The organism is Alistipes sp. CAG:29, from assembly GCF_000435435.1.
Taxonomy (GTDB): Bacteria; Bacteroidota; Bacteroidia; order Bacteroidales; family Rikenellaceae; genus Alistipes; species Alistipes onderdonkii.
This window is the reverse complement of the sequence record NZ_FR893488.1, coordinates 14,290-30,878: the sequence shown is the minus strand read 5'-3', so window position 1 is coordinate 30,878 and position 16,589 is coordinate 14,290. Positions and strand designations below refer to the sequence as shown.

The window sequence follows — 16,589 nt, the reverse complement described above, 5'->3', positions numbered from 1 at the left end:
AGTGCGTCTACACGACGCTGCCCGTCGTGGACGGCTGCATGTGGAGCACCCGGGAGCAGCTGGCCGGGCTGCGGGTCGTGCGGCGCAATGCCGACGGAAGCCTGGCCCAAGCGCATGGCGGCACCCCCGCCGTAACGGAAAAGAGCAAAGGCAAATTACTCGTGGAGTGGCCGATGGACGACGGACGGAAGCTCACGATACTGCTTTCGGAAGAAGGGATGGAGATCGCCGTCTCCGGCAAAGGCCCCGACTGGATGCTGGAGCTGACCGCAGCACCCGGTGCAGCGTTGCCGTTCACGGCGTTCGGGGCAAGGCGGATCGCCGCAGTCCAAAAAGGGTTCGCCTACGCATTCGATTGTACGAAGGGCACCATTGCGACCGACGGCACCTCCACGGGAAGCATATTCGTCCTGCATCCTTCAGACGGAAAGATCTCGCTGAAATTCAAATAACGGCGCAACGGTTTCACAAGCCGGCGGCCTGCCTCGGGATCGGGGCGGGTCGCCAGTGTTTAAAACCGTTCCGGGAATGCGGTATTCCCGCAAATTTTCGTTAGCTTTACGACATGGGAGCCGTCACTAACCGACGTCGTCCGCACAATCATGAAAGTATGCAAATCGCCTCTCCCGGAAAATTCGCGGATCGTCCGCTACCCCGACGCCAATTACCGCGACTGCTTCCGCTGCCGCCTGCAAAATCCGGGAAAAGTATCCCCGAACCAGGTGATGGCGGCATTCTGGACGACCTGCCCGGCATGGCTGAAGTTTCTCTTCCGGCTACGCGACCTGCTGGTCAGGCCCTTCGGGCTGAAAACCGGGGAGGGGCCCAGCCGGGAAAAACTGGAAGAAGCCCTGAACAACGGCGAGAGCTGCGGTTTCATGTCCGTCGCCGAAAGGACGGCCGACGAAACGATCGTCGCCCTGGACGACAAGCACCTGGTGGCCTACATGTCCGTCTACATCGAAGGCGGCCAAGTCTTCGCGAGCACGGTCGTGAGATACCACAACAAACTGGGAGTGGTCTATTTCAACCTCATCCGTCCGTTCCACGTCCTCGTCGTGAAAAACCTCTTCAAACAGATGATGCGCGAACGCGGGTTCTGACACGGAGTTATTCCCGCGTCACCCGTAAACACCGCCGGCCATGAAACCGAATGTCCTATTACTCGGAATACTGCTATTCTTGTCCCCAGCCGCCCTCGGAAATAACGCAGGCGACGATACAGATGCGCTGCTGATCGCCGCCACATATATATATCGGCGACGGGAACGGGACGATCTACCGCGGATACGGCACCAACCCGCTGGATGCGGCATATACGTTCAAAAACGGCAGAATCTACAAAGGCGACGGCAGGTTCACCCTGTCGCTCGACGCCCTGTATACGATCAGAGACGGAAGAATTTTCGAGGGCAACAACACCTGGCCCTACGATGCCGCATACTCCATCGAAGGAGAGCGGATATACCGGGGCAACGCCAGATTCGCCTCGTGGTTCGACGTGTTGTTTACGGTAAGGGACGGACAGTTTTACATAGGGGACAGTTCGTTCATCCTCGACATAGCCTACTCCGTCAGGGACGGCCGGGTTTACGAAGGTCGCGGGGAGTTCACAAATACGCTATTCGATGTGCTGTATACGATCGAATACGGGGGTTATTAAGCATCGGAGGAAATCCCGGGGCACGTAATTTACAAACCGGGCGCCGGAAATATACCGTGTATCCCGATCTTTCATGATCCCTGTTATTTATTACGGTTGGCAAAGGGGCGCCGCCCGTCGTGGGCATCCTTGAACGAGCGTATTAACATCGTTTCATATTCACCGGGGAGTTCTTCTGCCAATTCTTTCCAGCAAATTATCAGGCGGTCACAGTCTTCCATCTGCCAGATATAGCAACCACCCCGGTGTCCTACGGGCTTTCCTTCACCGAATTGCATATACTGTTTTATCCGTCGGCGCAATGAACTTCCGGTCATTCCTATATAAAGAATATTTGTTCCCGTCACCCAATTGTTTTTCAACACGGTAATATCCACATTGGGATCCTTTCCCTTGAAAAAACCGCCGCGGCCTACCTCGGCAAATTCAGGGAAACTTATTTCTTTTCTGAGAACCAGATATACTCCTTTCGTCTGCGGAATACAGTCCACCTCCTTTTTAAGGGCCGCAACCGTTTTAAAACCCACAAATCCCCATGCCCTTGCATCTTCAAGCGTATTCATAAACAAAAGATTTTAGTACAGGCCCATAGTAAATCCGAACAGCCATTGGTTATCAATCAACTACATCCAATGCCAAACATAAAAACAGGGGTCGGATTTTTCAATCCGCCCCTTTGGTAGCGGGAGGAGGACTCGAACCTCCGACCTTCGGGTTATGAGCCCGACGAGCTGCCAACTGCTCCATCCCGCGATATATCTTCAGTGATGTACTATCGCTTTTGCGTGTGCAAAGATAAGACAAATATTCGGACTTTACAAATAATTCTGCGCATGTTCCCTCCGCACACCGCTTATCGTACTATCTATCAGCCGCAAAAAATATTTTATTATTTTTCGAAGGTTAGCCCCACGCTGATTTTTCCACAGATTTCCTACCACCCGGAACAGGGCCGGATGAAAACGCACACACCGTCTGCAGATCCCATTCGCAACACACACCGTCATTCCCAATCAGCGGATATTGGCTACGACAATCTCCGCCAGGTCGCGGACTTCCCCTTTCGTACCGCGCCCGATGGCTTTTTTGCAAAGCGGGCAGGCCGTGACGATCACCTCGGCACCGGTAGCTTCCAACTGCCCGGCCACGGATTTTGCGATCTGCACCTGCTGACCGTCGGAGATCGCCGTATTGGCGACCGAAGAGCCGCAGCAGGGGGCGTTTTCGCGGGTTTCCGCGGGTTCGAGCAATTCCCCGACAGCCCCGATCACGGCACGCGGATCGTCGTAAATCCCGCTGCCACGTCCCAATTCGCAGGGGTCGTGGTAGGTATAACGCGTCGAGCCGTGCCCGACATGGAGACGGCCTGCCTTCATCAGACGCAGGATATATTCCGAATGGTGCAGCACCTCGACCCCTTCGAGCGCATAATCCTCACGAAAAACCTTGAGGCAGATCGGTCCTAACAAAAACCCTTGAGCCAGATCTAACACGAGGTCACCAGCGTCGTGATGCCGTGCTTGCGGAACAACTCCGTATTGTAGCGCATCATCTTGCGCGCCGAATCCGTCTCACCGGCCAGTTTCAACGGGCGTCCGCAGCAGACGCCCCCTTCGCGGTCGGCCCACCAGACCTCTTCGCCGGCGGCCTGGAATACTTTTTCCATCGCCGACATCGTACGGGGCGTCAGGAGGGTCATGCACCCGGCGAAATAGCCCACCTTCCCCTCGCCGGACGAGCGGTCTAACCCTTTGAAATAACCGTAGCGCTTTTCGTCGGGGACATTGCGCATCGTATCGCGGGAATTGAGGCGCAGCGTATTGAGGTCGATGTCCACCGGGCATTTCTCTGCGCAGCGTCCGCACATCAGGCAATTGTCGGCCACCTGCAGGCGCAGCATCTTATATCGCCGGTCGCGCAGAAAATAGACCGACTGCACGTTGTCGATGCCCAGCACGCTCTGCAACTGGCAGGGGTCGATACAAATGCCGCAGCGCGAGCAGGCCTCGACCTGGAAGTTGTCGAACGACCCCTCCTTTTCGGTCGAGCGGAGCTTGTAGTGGCGCAGGAAGATCAAGGGTATCTCCGTGAAGATGTGCATGTAACGGGAGAACGGCAGCGCCACGAAGAAAACACCGAGACACGAGGAGTAGAACCACCACGCCACGCTTTCGAGGTTTATCAGCACGAAGGTGCTCATGTGCGCAGCCATCCATCCGCCCAGCGAACCGGTGAGGAATCCCCCGCCGCCATAAAGGGCGCAGGTCGTGCTTTCGGCGATCAGGCGCGCCGGGAATACGAACCACAGGGCCGAAAGCGCAATGCGGTCGCCCGGCACATGTTTGGTCGTGCGGCGCATGCCCATCCTCTTCGAGAAAAAGCGCTTGCCCCAAGCCAGCGCAACGCCCGACAGAACGAACAGCAGCAACAGATCCATCAGGAAATCGAAGACGGGCTTATGCTGGAGCCCCGTCGAAAAGTACTTGAAGAAGACATGCCCCTGCAACGGCACATAGCGGAACCCGAGGTAGGCGACGGTCTCGATCCACCCCAGGGCGCCGGCCCCGACCCACCCCACGGCGATCAGCAGGAACCAGCCGAAAGCCAGGCTCATGTGCATGTAGCCCAACAGCGGGTTGACCCTGAAGATCCTGCGGTGGAGCAGCGATTCGCCGACGACCTCCCCGATCGCCGAGAAGGTACGGCGTGTAGGCAGCCCGAACAGAATCCGTTTCTTGTCGGCGAGCGGCAGACGGTAGAGCCACAGGCCCCACTTCCACAGCAACACGATGAACATCACCGCGGCGCCGATCATGAAAGGTATGCAGAATGGTGCGAAAAAAGTCATCGTCAGAAGTCCCCCAGTTTACGTTTGATAAGCATCACCACACCGCGCGTATTGATCCCGCGCGGACATACCAGACGACATTTGCCGCACAGCATGCACTTGTTCATCTCCTCGTAAGCCCCCTGGTATTCGCCGCGCCGCACCAGCGTATGTACCTTGCGGAAGTTGAATTCCGTAAGGTTGCCCGCCGTGCAGACCGCCGTGCAGGCGCCGCAGCCGATGCAGGCCTGCAACTCGGGCATCTCGCGCAATATCTCGTCGCTCTTGCGCAGGTTGTTGCGGTCGATGTCGATCGCCCGCGGCTTGGAGATGGTATATCCGAAATTGATCGCTGCCATATGCTAAACCCCTACATACCGGGCCGCAGCATCGGCGGCGGCCGTCCCTTCGTTCAGGCTCTCTCCGATATTCTTCGGCGCCGTGACCGTCCCGGCATAGAAAATACCCTCAACATTGCTCTTCACGTTGCCGAGGAACATGTCGCGCGGCGCCATGAAGCCGCTCGGCGCACGGTTCAGCCCGGCCCCCTCGGCAAAAGCGGCGTTGTCGTCGTTGGCACGCATGCCCACGATCAGGATCAGCATGTCGACGCTCATGCGCAGCGGACGTCCCGTGAGGGTATCCTCGGCCTTGATCTGTACGCGTCCGTCGATCATCGGGCTCGCCTCCGAAATACGCCCGCGGATGAAATGAATGTTGTATTTCTGCTGTGCCTCGCGGTACATCTCCTCGTAACCGGGGCCGAACATGCGGATATCCATGTAAAAATTGAACACGTCGGCCTCGGGAAACATCTGCCGCATCTCCATGGCCTGCTTCACCCCCGTGATGCAGCATACCTTCGAGCAATGCTGCTGGCAAACCTTCTCGTCGCGCGAGCCCACGCAGTGCAGGAAGGCGATGCGCCTGGGGCGCGAACCGTCGGCTTTCGCCACACGGCCCTCGTTGAGCATCCGCTCAATGTCGACCGTCGTAAAGACGTTGTCGTAGATGCCGTAGCCGTATTCCTCCTTGATCGAGGCATCGAAAAGCGTGAAGCCCGAGCAGACCACGACCGAATCGCATGCCAGCATACGCCCGTCCGGGAGCTGAACCCCTTCGCGGCTGAACCCCCTGGCTTCGGTACGGGTCATCACCTCGATCCCGCGCTCGGCAATGCGGCGGCGCAGTTCGGTGAGTATCTCCGACGCCGGGGTGAACGACGGAAACAGCACATGCCATCCCCGGAGCTTGCCGCCCAGTTCGGCCTCCTTTTCGATGATTACGGGCTCGACGCCCTGTTCTGCGAGGCGCAGGGCCGTCTGCATGCCCGCTACGCCGCCGCCTATGACTGCAACTCGCTTCATTATTCTCTGATGTCGTATATTGTGTCCGTCGGGCAGCAATTGACCACGGCCGACGCGGGTTTACCGATATATTTTCCGTTGCGGCCGAGGTATTTGGCCGCGGGGTCGTATTCGACGCCCATCTTGTCGAGCAAGGGTTCGACGTCGACCTGGTGCATCTGCATTCCGAGCACCCACGGGTCGTAGCCCAGCACCAGCCCGGCCATCTCCTCGTAGGTCAGCACCGGAATGCCGTGGCCGTTCTCGCCGTAGGTCGTACCCTCCATTTCGGCGATCGCATACTGCCACTTGTCGAGGAACATCGCGCACCCCGGGCAGTTGGCCACGATGAAATCGGGTTTGTAAGGCGCCATGCTTTCGAGTTTCTTGTGCGAATTGGCGATCGAATAGCCGCGGTTGGCCTGCACCAGGTAGTTGCGGAACCCGAACCCGCAGCAATGCCGCCGCTCGGGGTAGTCCACGCATTCGCCGCCCCATGACTCGACCATGCCGGCCAGCACATAGGGGAATTCCGAACCGCCGATGCCCGACTTGGGGAATATCTTGGCGTAGTGGCAACCGATATGCTCCACCACGCGCAGCGGCTCCCCGGTCTGGGCGTTTACCAGCTTATGCTTTGCGCGTGCGGCGATCTGCTCGCGGAAATGGAAAACGATGTCCGAGGTATGCGCCAGGCTCGCAGGCTTGCGGAACTCGCGCCCCGTGGCTTTAAACAGGTTTTCCCGGGCTTTTTCCTCGGTCTCGGGGAACTCGTGCCACGTGGCCAGTATCTCCGAATAGACACCGAACGAAGTGATGCACGAGGTCACGAAATTCTCATAGCCCGCCTCGGTCATCAGCGCGAACTGCCGCGCCACGACCGTCATGATGGTTTCCAACGGCACGATATCCGAATGGTAGCCGATACCCGTACACGACGAATGCATGGGATCGTCCAACAGATCCTTGCCCAGGTCGTTGTGCAGCATGTCTATGAACAATTTTTCGCTGCCCGGGAAAAAATTCTGCCGGATACAGCTGCGGCCGTAATAATAGTTATCTTCGGCGATCTGTTTCTGGTATTCTTTCCAGCTTGCCCGCTTCATCATGATCAATAGTGTTCGTTGTTGTTATGAAGGAAGACATCCATCATGTATTGCTGATCGGCGCCCTGATCGTAGCCCAGTTCCCGGGCCTTGCGGTCGGAATGCTCCTCGATGGAGTCGAACATCTCCTTGCCGCCGCTGACTTCGAAGATCTTGTTGATCTCCTCGAGCGACTGCTCGTCCAGACGGCGCAGGGCCCCCGCGCCGTGGCGCATGTATACGGGCGTGAATTGTCCGTAGACCTCCTTGTCGTTATCGTAGATCCACTGCCACACGGTTCCCTGCTCGGGGTGCAGCTCGGGCTTCACCAACCGCGGTACGATGCAGTAGCCCGTGCGGAGGATATTTTCGCCGATGATGCGCTTGAGTGCCAGCTGCTGGCGCCCCTTCTCGCTCTCGACGAAGAAACCCAGCTTCTGCGACAATGTGCGCAGCGCCTGAATCACATACCCCGGCGTATTGCCGCGCGGACAGCGCGGGCGGCACGACATGCACTCGCCGCAATACCAGATCGTATCGCTTTTCAGCAACTCCTCGATGGCATCGTCGTCGCGCGTCTGCACGGTATTGACGATCTGACGTGGGTCGTAGTTGTAGAACTCGGCCGCGGGGCATACGCCCGTGCAGACACCGCAGTTCATGCACGACTGAAGGCCCTCCTTCATCCGCACGTCCTCCATCAGCATATCGAAATATTTTCCCATAATCTCACCTTTCACCGGGCACGAAACCGCGCCGGATGCAACAAAAAAACCTTTGCAGTGCAAAGGTAGGGAATACGGGCGAGCCGTGCAGTGGTATAAATACCTAATTTCGCCGGCGCTCGTAGGTCTCGAAGGCGAAAGGATAAGGGTAGTTCGTACCCGATGCGAAGGATTCGGACGACAGGAGCCGCCACTGCGCTTCGTCCCACTCGGGGAAATGCGTGTCGCCTTCGTATGCGCGGAACACGCGCGTCAGGTAGAAACGGTCGGCCAGAGGCAGGGCCTGCGCATAAATCTGCGCGCCGCCGATGACGAAAACCTCGTCGTCCCCGGGAAACAGCGCGACGGCCTCCCCGAGCGAATGAACTACCCTGCAGCCGGGGATTTCGACCTGCTGGCGCGTAATGACCACATTGGTACGGTTCGGAAGCGGGCGCCCGAGCGATTCGTAGGTTTTGCGGCCCATGATCACGGGGTGTCCCGTCGTGACGGCCTTGAAATGTTTCAGGTCTTCCGAAATATGCCAGAGCAACGTATTCTTATCTCCGATCACGCCGTTTTCGGCCACGGCAACGATAATGCTAACCATAAATTTCAAATTTTAACGTCCGGCGGCATCGCGGCCGGGTATAACGATGCAGATACGGCGGGCACGGATTGCGCGCTCAGAACGACATCGGCGCCTTGATCGCCGGCCAGGGATCGTAGCCTTCGAGCGTGAAATCCCCGTAGCGGAAATCGAAGAGCGATTTCACATCGGGGTTCAGCCGCATCACGGGCAGCGGCCGCGGTTCGCGCGACAACTGCTCGTCGGCCTGTTCCATGTGGTTCAGGTAGAGGTGCGCGTCGCCGAGCGTATGGACGAACTCGCCGGGTTCGAGGCCGCATACCTGCGCCGTCATCAGCGTCAGCAGGGCATACGACGCGATATTGAACGGCACGCCCAGGAACGTGTCGGCGCTGCGCTGGTACAACTGGCACGAGAGCCTCCCCCCGGCCACGTAGAACTGGAACAACACGTGGCACGGCGGCAATGCCATGTCCCCGATCTCGGCGACATTCCAGGCCGAGACGATGATGCGCCGCGACTCGGGATTGTGCCGTATCAGTTCGACCGCCTGCGCGATCTGGTCGATGAAGCGGCCGTCGGGCTTGGGCCAGCTGCGCCACTGGTAACCGTACACATGGTTCAGGTCGCCGAACCGATACCCTTCGACAGGCGATTCGACACCGTCCTGTGCCGCACGCAGGAACGTATCCCGGTCGACGGGCAGCACACCATGGCGCACGCAGAGTTCGTTGTAATAGCGGAAAGCATCGTTGTCCCAGATATGGACGCCGTTGTCCACGAGGTACTTGATATTGGTATCGCCCGCCAGGAACCACAGCAATTCGTGGATCACGCCTTTCAGGAATACTTTTTTGGTCGTCAGCAGCGGGAAGCCTTCGGAGAGGTCGAAACGCATCTGGTGTCCGAAGACGCCTTTGGTGCCGGTGCCGGTACGGTCGCCGCGGACGACGCCCTCGGCTTTGATCCGCCGCAGCAGGTCGAGGTATTGTTTCATCTCTCCAGCATTTTTAAAGTCATTCCGCCCGATGCGTCCAGCACGGCGCACGAAGGGTATTTCTCCCAGCACCCCAGGTTTATCACATGCAGGCCCTGCTCGCGGTAGTCGCGCGGGAAATGCATGTGCCCGAAGACGAAGTGGTCGACGTCGTGCTCGGCGGCATACCGGCGGGCATATTCGATCAGCGGCTCGGTAAGCGAGACGTCGAGTTCCTCGGCACCGTGCGATTTGCGCGACTTGCCGCTCCACCAGTGCCCGAAGCGCATCGCCAGGTCGGGATGCAGCAGCCACGAAAAGAGCCAGCGCAACGTCCGCGAGCGGAATACCGTATTGAGGAATTTGAGCACCGGCTGTCCGTCGATGTTCATGTTGTCGCCGTGGGCGATGAAGACGTTTTTACCGTTCAGGCAGAATTGCTGCGGCGAGGTATAGATCTCGACGCCGCATTCGCGGGCGAGGTAATCGCCGACCCACATGTCGTGGTTTCCCGTAAAGAATACCACCCGGATACCCCGGTCGGTCAGTTCGGCCAGCTTGCCGAGCGTCCGCACGAAGCCCTTGGGCACCACGCCCCGGTATTCGAACCAGAAGTCGAAGACGTCGCCCACCAGGAAAATCGCCTCCGCATCCTGCGCCGCATCGTCGAGCCAGCGCACGAAGCGCCGTTCGGTCTGCTGCGCAAACGCCTCGCCGCCTGCGCCCAGGTGGATATCCGATGCGAAATAGTACATCAACGGGTCAGTTCATCGAGTTTTTGTTCGAGGCTCTTGCCGTAAATATCCTTCCCGACGATATTCCCCTCCTTGTCGATCAGGAAATTGGCCGGAAGTTTCTGCACGTTGTAAAGTCCCAGCGACGACGATGCGCGCCCGCGCAGGTCGCTCACCGAAACCCAGGGAAGCTGCTGCTCCTGCACGGCCGAAATCCACAAGGGCTTCGACGTGTCGATGGCAACCTGGTAGACCTCGAATGCGACGGGGGCGTCGGCATATTTCTTATAGACCTCCTTCAGTTCGGCATTGAGCGTATTGCTGTTGCCCAGCTCGGCCGACCAGAAATCGAGCAGCACGACTTTCCCCGCGAGCGACGAGAGGCGTACCTTCTTGCCGTAGATGTCCGACAGCTCGAGGTCGGGATACCCCGCCTCGGTAATCTGGGACGACAGACTGATGCGGGCGTCCATGCGGGCGATCTCCCCCATGAGCGATTGCAGGTAGGGCGATTCGGGATAAGTCTGTTCGATGGCCTCGGCCACCGTGCGGTAATAAACCACGTCGCTGTCGCCGTTGAACAGGTAAGTGTCCCCGGGCAACCGCTGGTAAAGGGCATAGACCGCCGCCAGCGACGCTTTATTCTCGATGATGAAGCGCAACTGTTCGCGGCGGATACGGTAATATTCGGCCGTGTACTCCTTTACCAGTGCCTGGCGGTCTTCCTCGGACAGCGTTGCCTTGGCAAACTGCGAGGCGATGTTATCCAGCCGCTGCGCGCCCGAAACGAAAGCCTGGTAGAACTGCCGCAGCAGTTCCGACTCCTTCGAACCTTCGACCGTATAGTTGCGTACGACGCTCCCCACCGAATTCAGGGAAAGTTTCTCGCCGCCGGCGAGGAACAGCGGAATGCGTTCGCCGTTATATATTATATTATAAAGCGACGGGGTCTTCGCCACGCCCTTCAACTCGAAACGGTAATTCCCGTCCTTGTCGAGCACCGCGGAGTCGATCACCGACTGCGTCAGGGGCAATACCTGTTCCAGATAAACATCCTTGGCATCGTTACCTACGAAGCGACCCGAAATCTTCACCTTCGACGACTGGCATGCGCACAGCATGACGGCCGTGGTCAGGGACACGAAAAGCGTTTGTTTATTCATTTATCCTTGTTATCGCAGTTAAATGCTTACAAATATAGCAAAATTCCGGATATGCGCACTTTTTATTTCGACGAATTGCGGTGTGCGCCGTTGTTTTTCGAGAAATTGCGCCCGTGCTGCTGGTTGCGGTTTTTCTGCGGGCGCTGCTGCTGACGCTGCTGCGGCCCCTTCTGGGGACGTGCCGTAAAGTGCTGTTTATAGTCACTTCGGAGATTATTTAATGCCACTTCATCGATTTCGATCGCTCCGCCGGACATGCGTTTGATGTCTTTTACGATCACTTCGTTGTTGGGATGCTCCTGGTTGTACTCGTAGCTCTTCGTGCGCATGTAGCGGGCCAGGTTGTCCACCGTGCGCGCCATGGTACGCCGGTCTTTTTCCTCGGAAAGCCCGGCGATCATCCGCTCGACATACTTGCCGTAATGCTTATAGGAGATACGCCCCTGCGTGTAAGCCATGCGGCGCGGCGTAATGGTCAGCTCCTGACGCGAAGGCTGCGGGTATGGAGAATCCACATCGAGCTGGAAATCAGACATTATGAAAAGGTGATCCCACAGCTTGTGGGTGAAGTCGGCCGTATCGCGCAGCAAGGGGTTCAGGTTGCCCATCACGGCGATCACGGCACGCGCCTGGCGGTTGCGCTCGCGACGGTCTTCGATCAATTGCAACGAGTCGATCATCTCCTGGATATGACGCCCATACTCGGGCAGGTACAACTTGCGTCGTGTGTAATTATAATTCTTTTTCATATTGTATTTGCGGTTCTCCGCACTGTTTCAATCCGTCCGCCGGAGCGTCCGGCAAGCCCGTTGCGGTAAACCGATTCAAGACGTTTTTTCCGACTTTCCACCCCGTCCGGCAAGACCCTACAAGATTGGTTTTACACCGCAGAAAGTCATAACTTTGGGACAAAAGTAGGTAAAATTTCAGGAAAAACAAGCTATGGCAAAGGTTTTAATTTTAGACCAATCAAAAAGTATGCGAAACACGCTGCGCGAGCGGCTCGAATACGAAGGTTTCTCGACAGAGGCCGCCGAAGACGAAGAGGCGGCCTCGAACATGTGCGAGAAAATCCCGTTCGACGTCATCCTGTCGGACACCGGGTGTAAAATCCCCGACAAGGGCGTCCCGTTCATCGTGCTGTCGTCCGAGGCGTCAATCGACTCGGCCGTGGAGGCCGTACGCAACGGCGCCCAGGACTATCTGACCAAACCCATCGACATGAACCGCCTGCTGCAGTCCATCCACCGCACGATCGACGACCCGGCCCCCGTGCCCGCCCCCGCGGCGGCCCCGGCACGCCGCACCCGCCGCGGGCACTGTGCGCAGACGGAGCATATCATCGGCACCTCGCCCCAGATCGAACACGTCCGCCTGTTGATCGACAAGGTCGCGCCGTGCGAAGCGCGTGTGCTGATCACGGGCGAAAACGGCACCGGCAAAGAGCTGGTCGCACGCTGGCTGCACGCCAAAAGCAACCGCGCCGCGGCTCCGTTCGTCGAGGTCAACTGCGCGGCGATCCCCTCGGAACTGATCGAGAGCGAACTCTTCGGCCACGAGCGCGGCGCCTTCACCTCGGCCATCAAGCAGCGAAGGGGCAAGTTCGAGCAGGCCGACGGCGGCACGCTGTTCATGGACGAGATCGGCGACATGTCGCTGGCGGCGCAGGCCAAGGTGTTGCGGGCGCTTCAGGAAAACAGGATCAGCCGCGTAGGCAGCGACAAGGACATCGAGGTCAACGTGCGCGTAATCGCCGCCACGAACAAGAACCTGCGCGAGGAGATCCGGAAGGGCAATTTCCGCGAAGACCTCTACCACCGCATCGGGGTGGTCGTCGTGCGCGTCCCGGCGCTGCGCGAACATGCGCAGGACATCCCGCTGCTGGTCGACCATTTCATACACACAATTTGTGCCGAATACCACATCCCGGCAAAACGCATTGAAGAAGAAGCGCTTAGTGAACTGCAAACGATGCCCTGGAGCGGCAATATCCGCGAACTGCGCAACGTCATCGAGCGGCTCATCATACTCAGCGAGGAGCGCATCACCCCCGCCGACGTCAAGGCCTACTGCTGACCGAGGCTCAGAACAGCACCCCGACCTTCAGCAGGAGGGTGCCGTGGCTGAGCTGCTCGGCAAATTCGGCGGAGAACCAGCAGCCTTCGTATTTCCGGAGCCGCTCCAGCCGCTGCAACTCATAGCCCGCCGCGAAGAACAGGTGCACCCCGCAGCGCAATGCATACTGCACCCCCAGTTCGGGATTGAGCAGCAGTCCCCCGTTGGCATCCCTGCGCGGTGCGAAAGCATATCCGGCGGCGCACCCGGCATAGGGCGTAAAGCTGCGGCGGCGCGTAAGCAGGAACTTCGCATCGGCAAAGAGCGGCACGAGCGTTTTTTCATAGCAGGAAACCCCCGTTCCGGCACCGACCGAAAAACGGCGGCTCACATTGTAATGACCCGTCACGCGCCAGACGACGGGCACCGACGACGGGCGGGTCAGGCCGAAGCCCGTCCCGACGGACGTCGAACAGGAAAAGCGGGGAAACTCCTGCGCCGGCACCTCGGTGGCAAGGAAAGGCAGCACGCACAGCGCCGCGGCCAATACTCGGAATCGCCTCTTCATCGTACACGGATCGTAATGCGTTCCACGATCCGGAGCGCCGAAGTGAGCCCCGAAATATCGGGGTCTATCCCGCCCGAACTTCCGTCGGGACTGCTGTGGCCGACCAGCACGGCTTCGAACTGCTCCCTGCCCGACGACAGGTCGACGTCGGCGGCATAGACCACGGCCGGCTGGCCGCTCCCGTGCCGCCCGCCCGAATAACCGGGCTCCCCCTCCTTGGCCGATTCGGGATAGGTTTCGTTGAAATCGGTCGAATGGTTCACCTCGACCTTTACGACGAACCGATCGAGCCCCGCCCCGGGCGAGAGCTTCAGGTCGAAACTGCCGCGCGGCGTGGCACCCGATATGCCGTCCGCCAGCGGTTCGCTTTTCGTCGGCAGGTAAAGCCCGTCGGCATATTGCACACCCCGGCTATGGCACCAGTGAGGCAGCGCCTCCCTGCGGCCCGGTGAGGCCGCCCCCCCCTGCGGCGGTTTCCGCCCGCCGCCAGCCAGGACTGGGTCGCGATTTTGGAACTCGCATAAACCGTGGAGAGGTAGCGCCCCTGCGCATCTTCGATCCAGACCGCAATCTGCGGCGGGTTCTTCCTTTTAATCCCCAGGAACAGGGGAAAATCATGCAGCCATGCGTCGCCCCGTTCCACGACAATTTCCACGCTTCCCTTTTCATATTCGACCAGTTCCTTATCGCAGGAACCAAGCAATACGAACGGTAAAATCCATGCCATTACCATCTTTCTCATTGTTTTTGGTTTTCAATTTGTTACCTATTGGTAACATTCGTTATAAAAAATATATATACCTTCCCGCCCCGCGGGCCGGTCATTCCTTGAAAGTTTTGTCAATCAGCAGGTCTATCCCGAGGACGATCTGTTCCCAGCCGGCAGCCTCTCCGATCGGAATCCCGTTGTAAACCGGGCAATATTCCTCCAACAGCACAAGGTAGGTCACCGAAGCCGTCAGGAAAGTAGCCAACACGGCCACCTCCGATTCGGGCAGCCCGGTTTTCCGCGACACCCGGGCGATCAACTCCAGCCCGGCCTGCTCACGCTGCCTGCGGAGCGCCGCCACGAGTTCGTTCTTCGAGGACAACTCCCAGCGGTACAGGCGCCTAAGCGTAGGGTCGCCGTGCAAACGCCCGATCATCGTGCGGAACGTCTTTTTCAGAAATTCGGGCAAATGCGCGCGGCCGGGAATGTCGAGCGGAAAATTGATCCAGAAATCGTGCTGCCGGATATAGGCGGCCAGCAGTCCGTCCAGCGAACCGAAATAGCGGTAGATAAGTATTTTCGAGACTCCGCAATGCGCCGCGACGGCATTGACCCCGAGTTTCTCGAAACCATCCCTGCGGATCATCTCGCCCACCGCTTTCAGCATACGCTGTTCGGTAACATCCCGGTCACGCTCGGTATTGTTGTTCTTCGCCATATGTTACTATTCGGGAACAAATATATGTCTTTTTTCCCGGAATCATGCAATTTTCTGGGAATATTCACATATTCGGCATAAATTGAGAAGAATCCGCAAAAGGATCCGGACTGCCGGACAACCGCGGCACCCGGACTATAACAACTCCAATATCTTGGCCGGATTGTCGACGATGTGCCGCGCCCCGGCCTCCTCGAGCTCAGTGCGCTCACGAAACCCCCACGTCACCCCGACCGAGCGAACACCGGCGGCCGCGGCTGTCTGCATGTCCACGCCCGAGTCGCCGACATAGAGCACCCGCTCCTTCGCCACGCCCGTAAGCGCAAGTATCTCCCCCACCACCGCGGGGTCGGGCTTGAGCGGCACGCCCTCGCGCTGGCCGAAGACCGCGGCGAATTCGACACCGGGGAAAAACAACCGGATCAGTTTTTCCGTTCCAGCCTGGAACTTGTTGGATGCCACGGCGATACGGATACCTCGCCGCGCGATCTCCGCAACCAGTTCCGGAATTCCTTCGTAGGGTTTCGTATAAACGTCGATATGCTCGGTATAATATTTCACGAAATCCGCGCGCACGGCCGCGACCGTATAAGGCGTGCGGAGCTCTTCGGGCAACGCCCGCTCCACGAGCCGCATGATGCCGTTGCCCACGAAATGGCAGTATTCGTCATAGGTATGCTGCGGCAGGCCGCGCATGGCCAGCACGGCATTGCATGCGACAGCCAGGTCGCCGATCGTATTGAGCAGCGTGCCGTCGAGGTCGAATATCACAAGTCCGGTATCCATCTTATATTCCATATTAATGCGGATGCGCCGCAGTACCTGCGGCTCTTTTGATCTTCCACCCGATGGCCGCCACCATCAGCGACATCAGGGGACTGACAATATTGAAAATACAGTAAGGCATGTAGACGAATGTGGAAACACCCAGCACGGTGGCCTGCGTCATGCCGCACGAGTTCCACGGCACCAGCACGGAGCAGACCGTGGCCGAATCCTCGACCGAGCGGCTCAACAGCCGCGGTTCGAGCCCCCGCTCCGCATAAAGTTCCCGGAAAAGGCGCCCCGAAAGGATGATCGAGATATACTGGTCGGCGGTGCAGAGGTTGAAGAAGATGCCCGCGCCGACGGTCGAGGCCACGGCCGAAAAGGCACGGCGCACGAAACGCAGGAAAACGGAGGTCAGCGCCCCCAGCATCCCGCTGCCGGTCATCACGCCGCCGAAGCACATGGCGCAGATGATGAGCCATACGGTATTGAGCATGCCCGCCATGCCGCGCGTAGCAACCAGCTCGTCCAGCTGCGGGCTTCCGGTAGGGATCGCCGTCGGGCCGAAGCAGCTCATCAGCACGCCCTTGAACCCCGACATGAAATCCAGCCCTCCGACTCCGGCCACCTTCGCCACCAGTTCGGGCTGCGCCAGCAGCATGGCTATGCAGGCGCAAGCCGCGG

Annotated in this window: 17 protein-coding genes, 1 tRNA gene and 3 pseudogenes; 4 read left to right on the top strand and 17 right to left on the bottom strand. The window is 58.6% G+C overall.

Annotation, left to right across the window (positions count from 1 at the left end):
* The 3 genes and pseudogenes from QVP03_RS11095 to QVP03_RS13790 form a co-directional block, all read left to right on the top strand.
* Positions 1–452, top strand: a pseudogene (locus QVP03_RS11095) (hypothetical protein); the annotation flags it as partial.
* A gap of 150 nt (positions 453–602) precedes the next feature.
* On the top strand, positions 603–1,103 hold the full coding sequence (locus tag QVP03_RS11090; RefSeq protein WP_022333500.1) for a DUF2867 domain-containing protein: 501 nt from the start codon (positions 603–605) through the stop codon (positions 1,101–1,103).
* Positions 1,104–1,249: 146 nt separating this feature from the next.
* Entirely contained in the window at positions 1,250–1,663 is a 414-nt protein-coding gene (locus tag QVP03_RS13790) for a hypothetical protein (protein ID WP_349932647.1), read from the top strand.
* An 83-nt stretch (positions 1,664–1,746) separates the two neighbouring features.
* Here the strand turns inward: QVP03_RS13790 and QVP03_RS11085 are convergent, their stop codons facing one another.
* From QVP03_RS11085 to QVP03_RS11030, 12 genes and pseudogenes are all read right to left on the bottom strand, one after another.
* Positions 1,747–2,226, bottom strand: coding sequence for a hypothetical protein (locus QVP03_RS11085; protein WP_022333498.1), 480 nt, complete (start codon positions 2,224–2,226; stop codon positions 1,747–1,749).
* A 114-nt stretch (positions 2,227–2,340) separates the two neighbouring features.
* A tRNA-Met gene (locus QVP03_RS11080) sits at positions 2,341–2,416 on the bottom strand.
* A 260-nt stretch (positions 2,417–2,676) separates the two neighbouring features.
* A pseudogene (locus tag QVP03_RS11075) lies at positions 2,677–4,511 on the bottom strand ((Fe-S)-binding protein).
* 2 nt (positions 4,512–4,513) lie between these two features.
* Positions 4,514–4,849, bottom strand: coding sequence for a 4Fe-4S dicluster domain-containing protein (locus QVP03_RS11070; protein ID WP_018696667.1), 336 nt, complete (start codon positions 4,847–4,849; stop codon positions 4,514–4,516).
* A 3-nt stretch (positions 4,850–4,852) separates the two neighbouring features.
* Positions 4,853–5,857: an FAD-dependent oxidoreductase gene (locus QVP03_RS11065; protein ID WP_018696668.1), complete on the bottom strand. Its 1,005-nt coding sequence runs from the start codon at positions 5,855–5,857 to the stop codon at positions 4,853–4,855.
* The gene (locus QVP03_RS11060; protein ID WP_022333495.1) at positions 5,857–6,945 is read right to left on the bottom strand and encodes a heterodisulfide reductase-related iron-sulfur binding cluster; all 1,089 of its coding nucleotides are present in this window, start codon (positions 6,943–6,945) and stop codon (positions 5,857–5,859) included. The genes QVP03_RS11065 and QVP03_RS11060 overlap by 1 nt, the downstream gene beginning before the upstream one ends.
* 2 nt (positions 6,946–6,947) lie before the next feature.
* Entirely contained in the window at positions 6,948–7,646 is a 699-nt protein-coding gene (locus QVP03_RS11055) for a 4Fe-4S dicluster domain-containing protein (protein ID WP_117508056.1), read from the bottom strand.
* Between the two features lie 103 nt (positions 7,647–7,749).
* The gene (locus tag QVP03_RS11050) at positions 7,750–8,235 is read right to left on the bottom strand and encodes a dihydrofolate reductase (RefSeq protein WP_022333493.1); all 486 of its coding nucleotides are present in this window, start codon (positions 8,233–8,235) and stop codon (positions 7,750–7,752) included.
* 76 nt (positions 8,236–8,311) lie between these two features.
* Positions 8,312–9,211: a thymidylate synthase gene (gene thyA / locus QVP03_RS11045; RefSeq protein WP_018696683.1), complete on the bottom strand. Its 900-nt coding sequence runs from the start codon at positions 9,209–9,211 to the stop codon at positions 8,312–8,314.
* Positions 9,208–9,945, bottom strand: coding sequence for a UDP-2,3-diacylglucosamine diphosphatase (locus QVP03_RS11040; RefSeq protein ID WP_022333492.1), 738 nt, complete (start codon positions 9,943–9,945; stop codon positions 9,208–9,210). The genes thyA and QVP03_RS11040 overlap by 4 nt, the downstream gene beginning before the upstream one ends.
* A complete protein-coding gene (locus QVP03_RS11035; protein ID WP_022333491.1) occupies positions 9,945–11,087 on the bottom strand; it encodes a TlpA disulfide reductase family protein in 1,143 nt (380 codons plus the stop codon). The genes QVP03_RS11040 and QVP03_RS11035 overlap by 1 nt, the downstream gene beginning before the upstream one ends.
* A gap of 62 nt (positions 11,088–11,149) precedes the next feature.
* Positions 11,150–11,836 (bottom strand): DUF4290 domain-containing protein, encoded by a 687-nt coding sequence (locus QVP03_RS11030; protein ID WP_022333490.1) that lies wholly within the window; start codon positions 11,834–11,836, stop codon positions 11,150–11,152.
* A 193-nt stretch (positions 11,837–12,029) separates the two neighbouring features.
* Here QVP03_RS11030 and QVP03_RS11025 point away from each other — a divergent pair, with 193 nt between their 5' ends.
* Positions 12,030–13,163 (top strand): sigma-54-dependent transcriptional regulator, encoded by a 1,134-nt coding sequence (locus QVP03_RS11025; RefSeq protein WP_022333489.1) that lies wholly within the window; start codon positions 12,030–12,032, stop codon positions 13,161–13,163.
* A 7-nt stretch (positions 13,164–13,170) separates the two neighbouring features.
* Here QVP03_RS11025 and QVP03_RS11020 read toward each other — a convergent pair whose 3' ends face one another.
* The 5 genes and pseudogenes from QVP03_RS11020 to QVP03_RS11000 form a co-directional block, all read right to left on the bottom strand.
* On the bottom strand, positions 13,171–13,710 hold the full coding sequence (locus QVP03_RS11020; protein WP_022333488.1) for a hypothetical protein: 540 nt from the start codon (positions 13,708–13,710) through the stop codon (positions 13,171–13,173).
* Positions 13,707–14,452 (bottom strand): annotated as a pseudogene (locus QVP03_RS11015) (hypothetical protein). Before QVP03_RS11015 ends, QVP03_RS11020 begins: the two are co-directional and overlap by 4 nt.
* Before the next feature lie 79 nt (positions 14,453–14,531).
* Positions 14,532–15,137 carry a TetR/AcrR family transcriptional regulator gene (locus QVP03_RS11010; protein WP_022333486.1) on the bottom strand — a complete coding sequence of 202 codons (606 nt, stop codon included), beginning with the start codon at positions 15,135–15,137 and terminating at the stop codon, positions 14,532–14,534.
* A gap of 135 nt (positions 15,138–15,272) precedes the next feature.
* Positions 15,273–15,923 (bottom strand): HAD family hydrolase, encoded by a 651-nt coding sequence (locus tag QVP03_RS11005; RefSeq protein ID WP_055204002.1) that lies wholly within the window; start codon positions 15,921–15,923, stop codon positions 15,273–15,275.
* Between the two features lie 13 nt (positions 15,924–15,936).
* The coding region (locus QVP03_RS11000) for a Na+/H+ antiporter NhaC family protein (RefSeq protein ID WP_288210777.1) at positions 15,937–16,589 on the bottom strand (653 nt) is incomplete at its 5' end.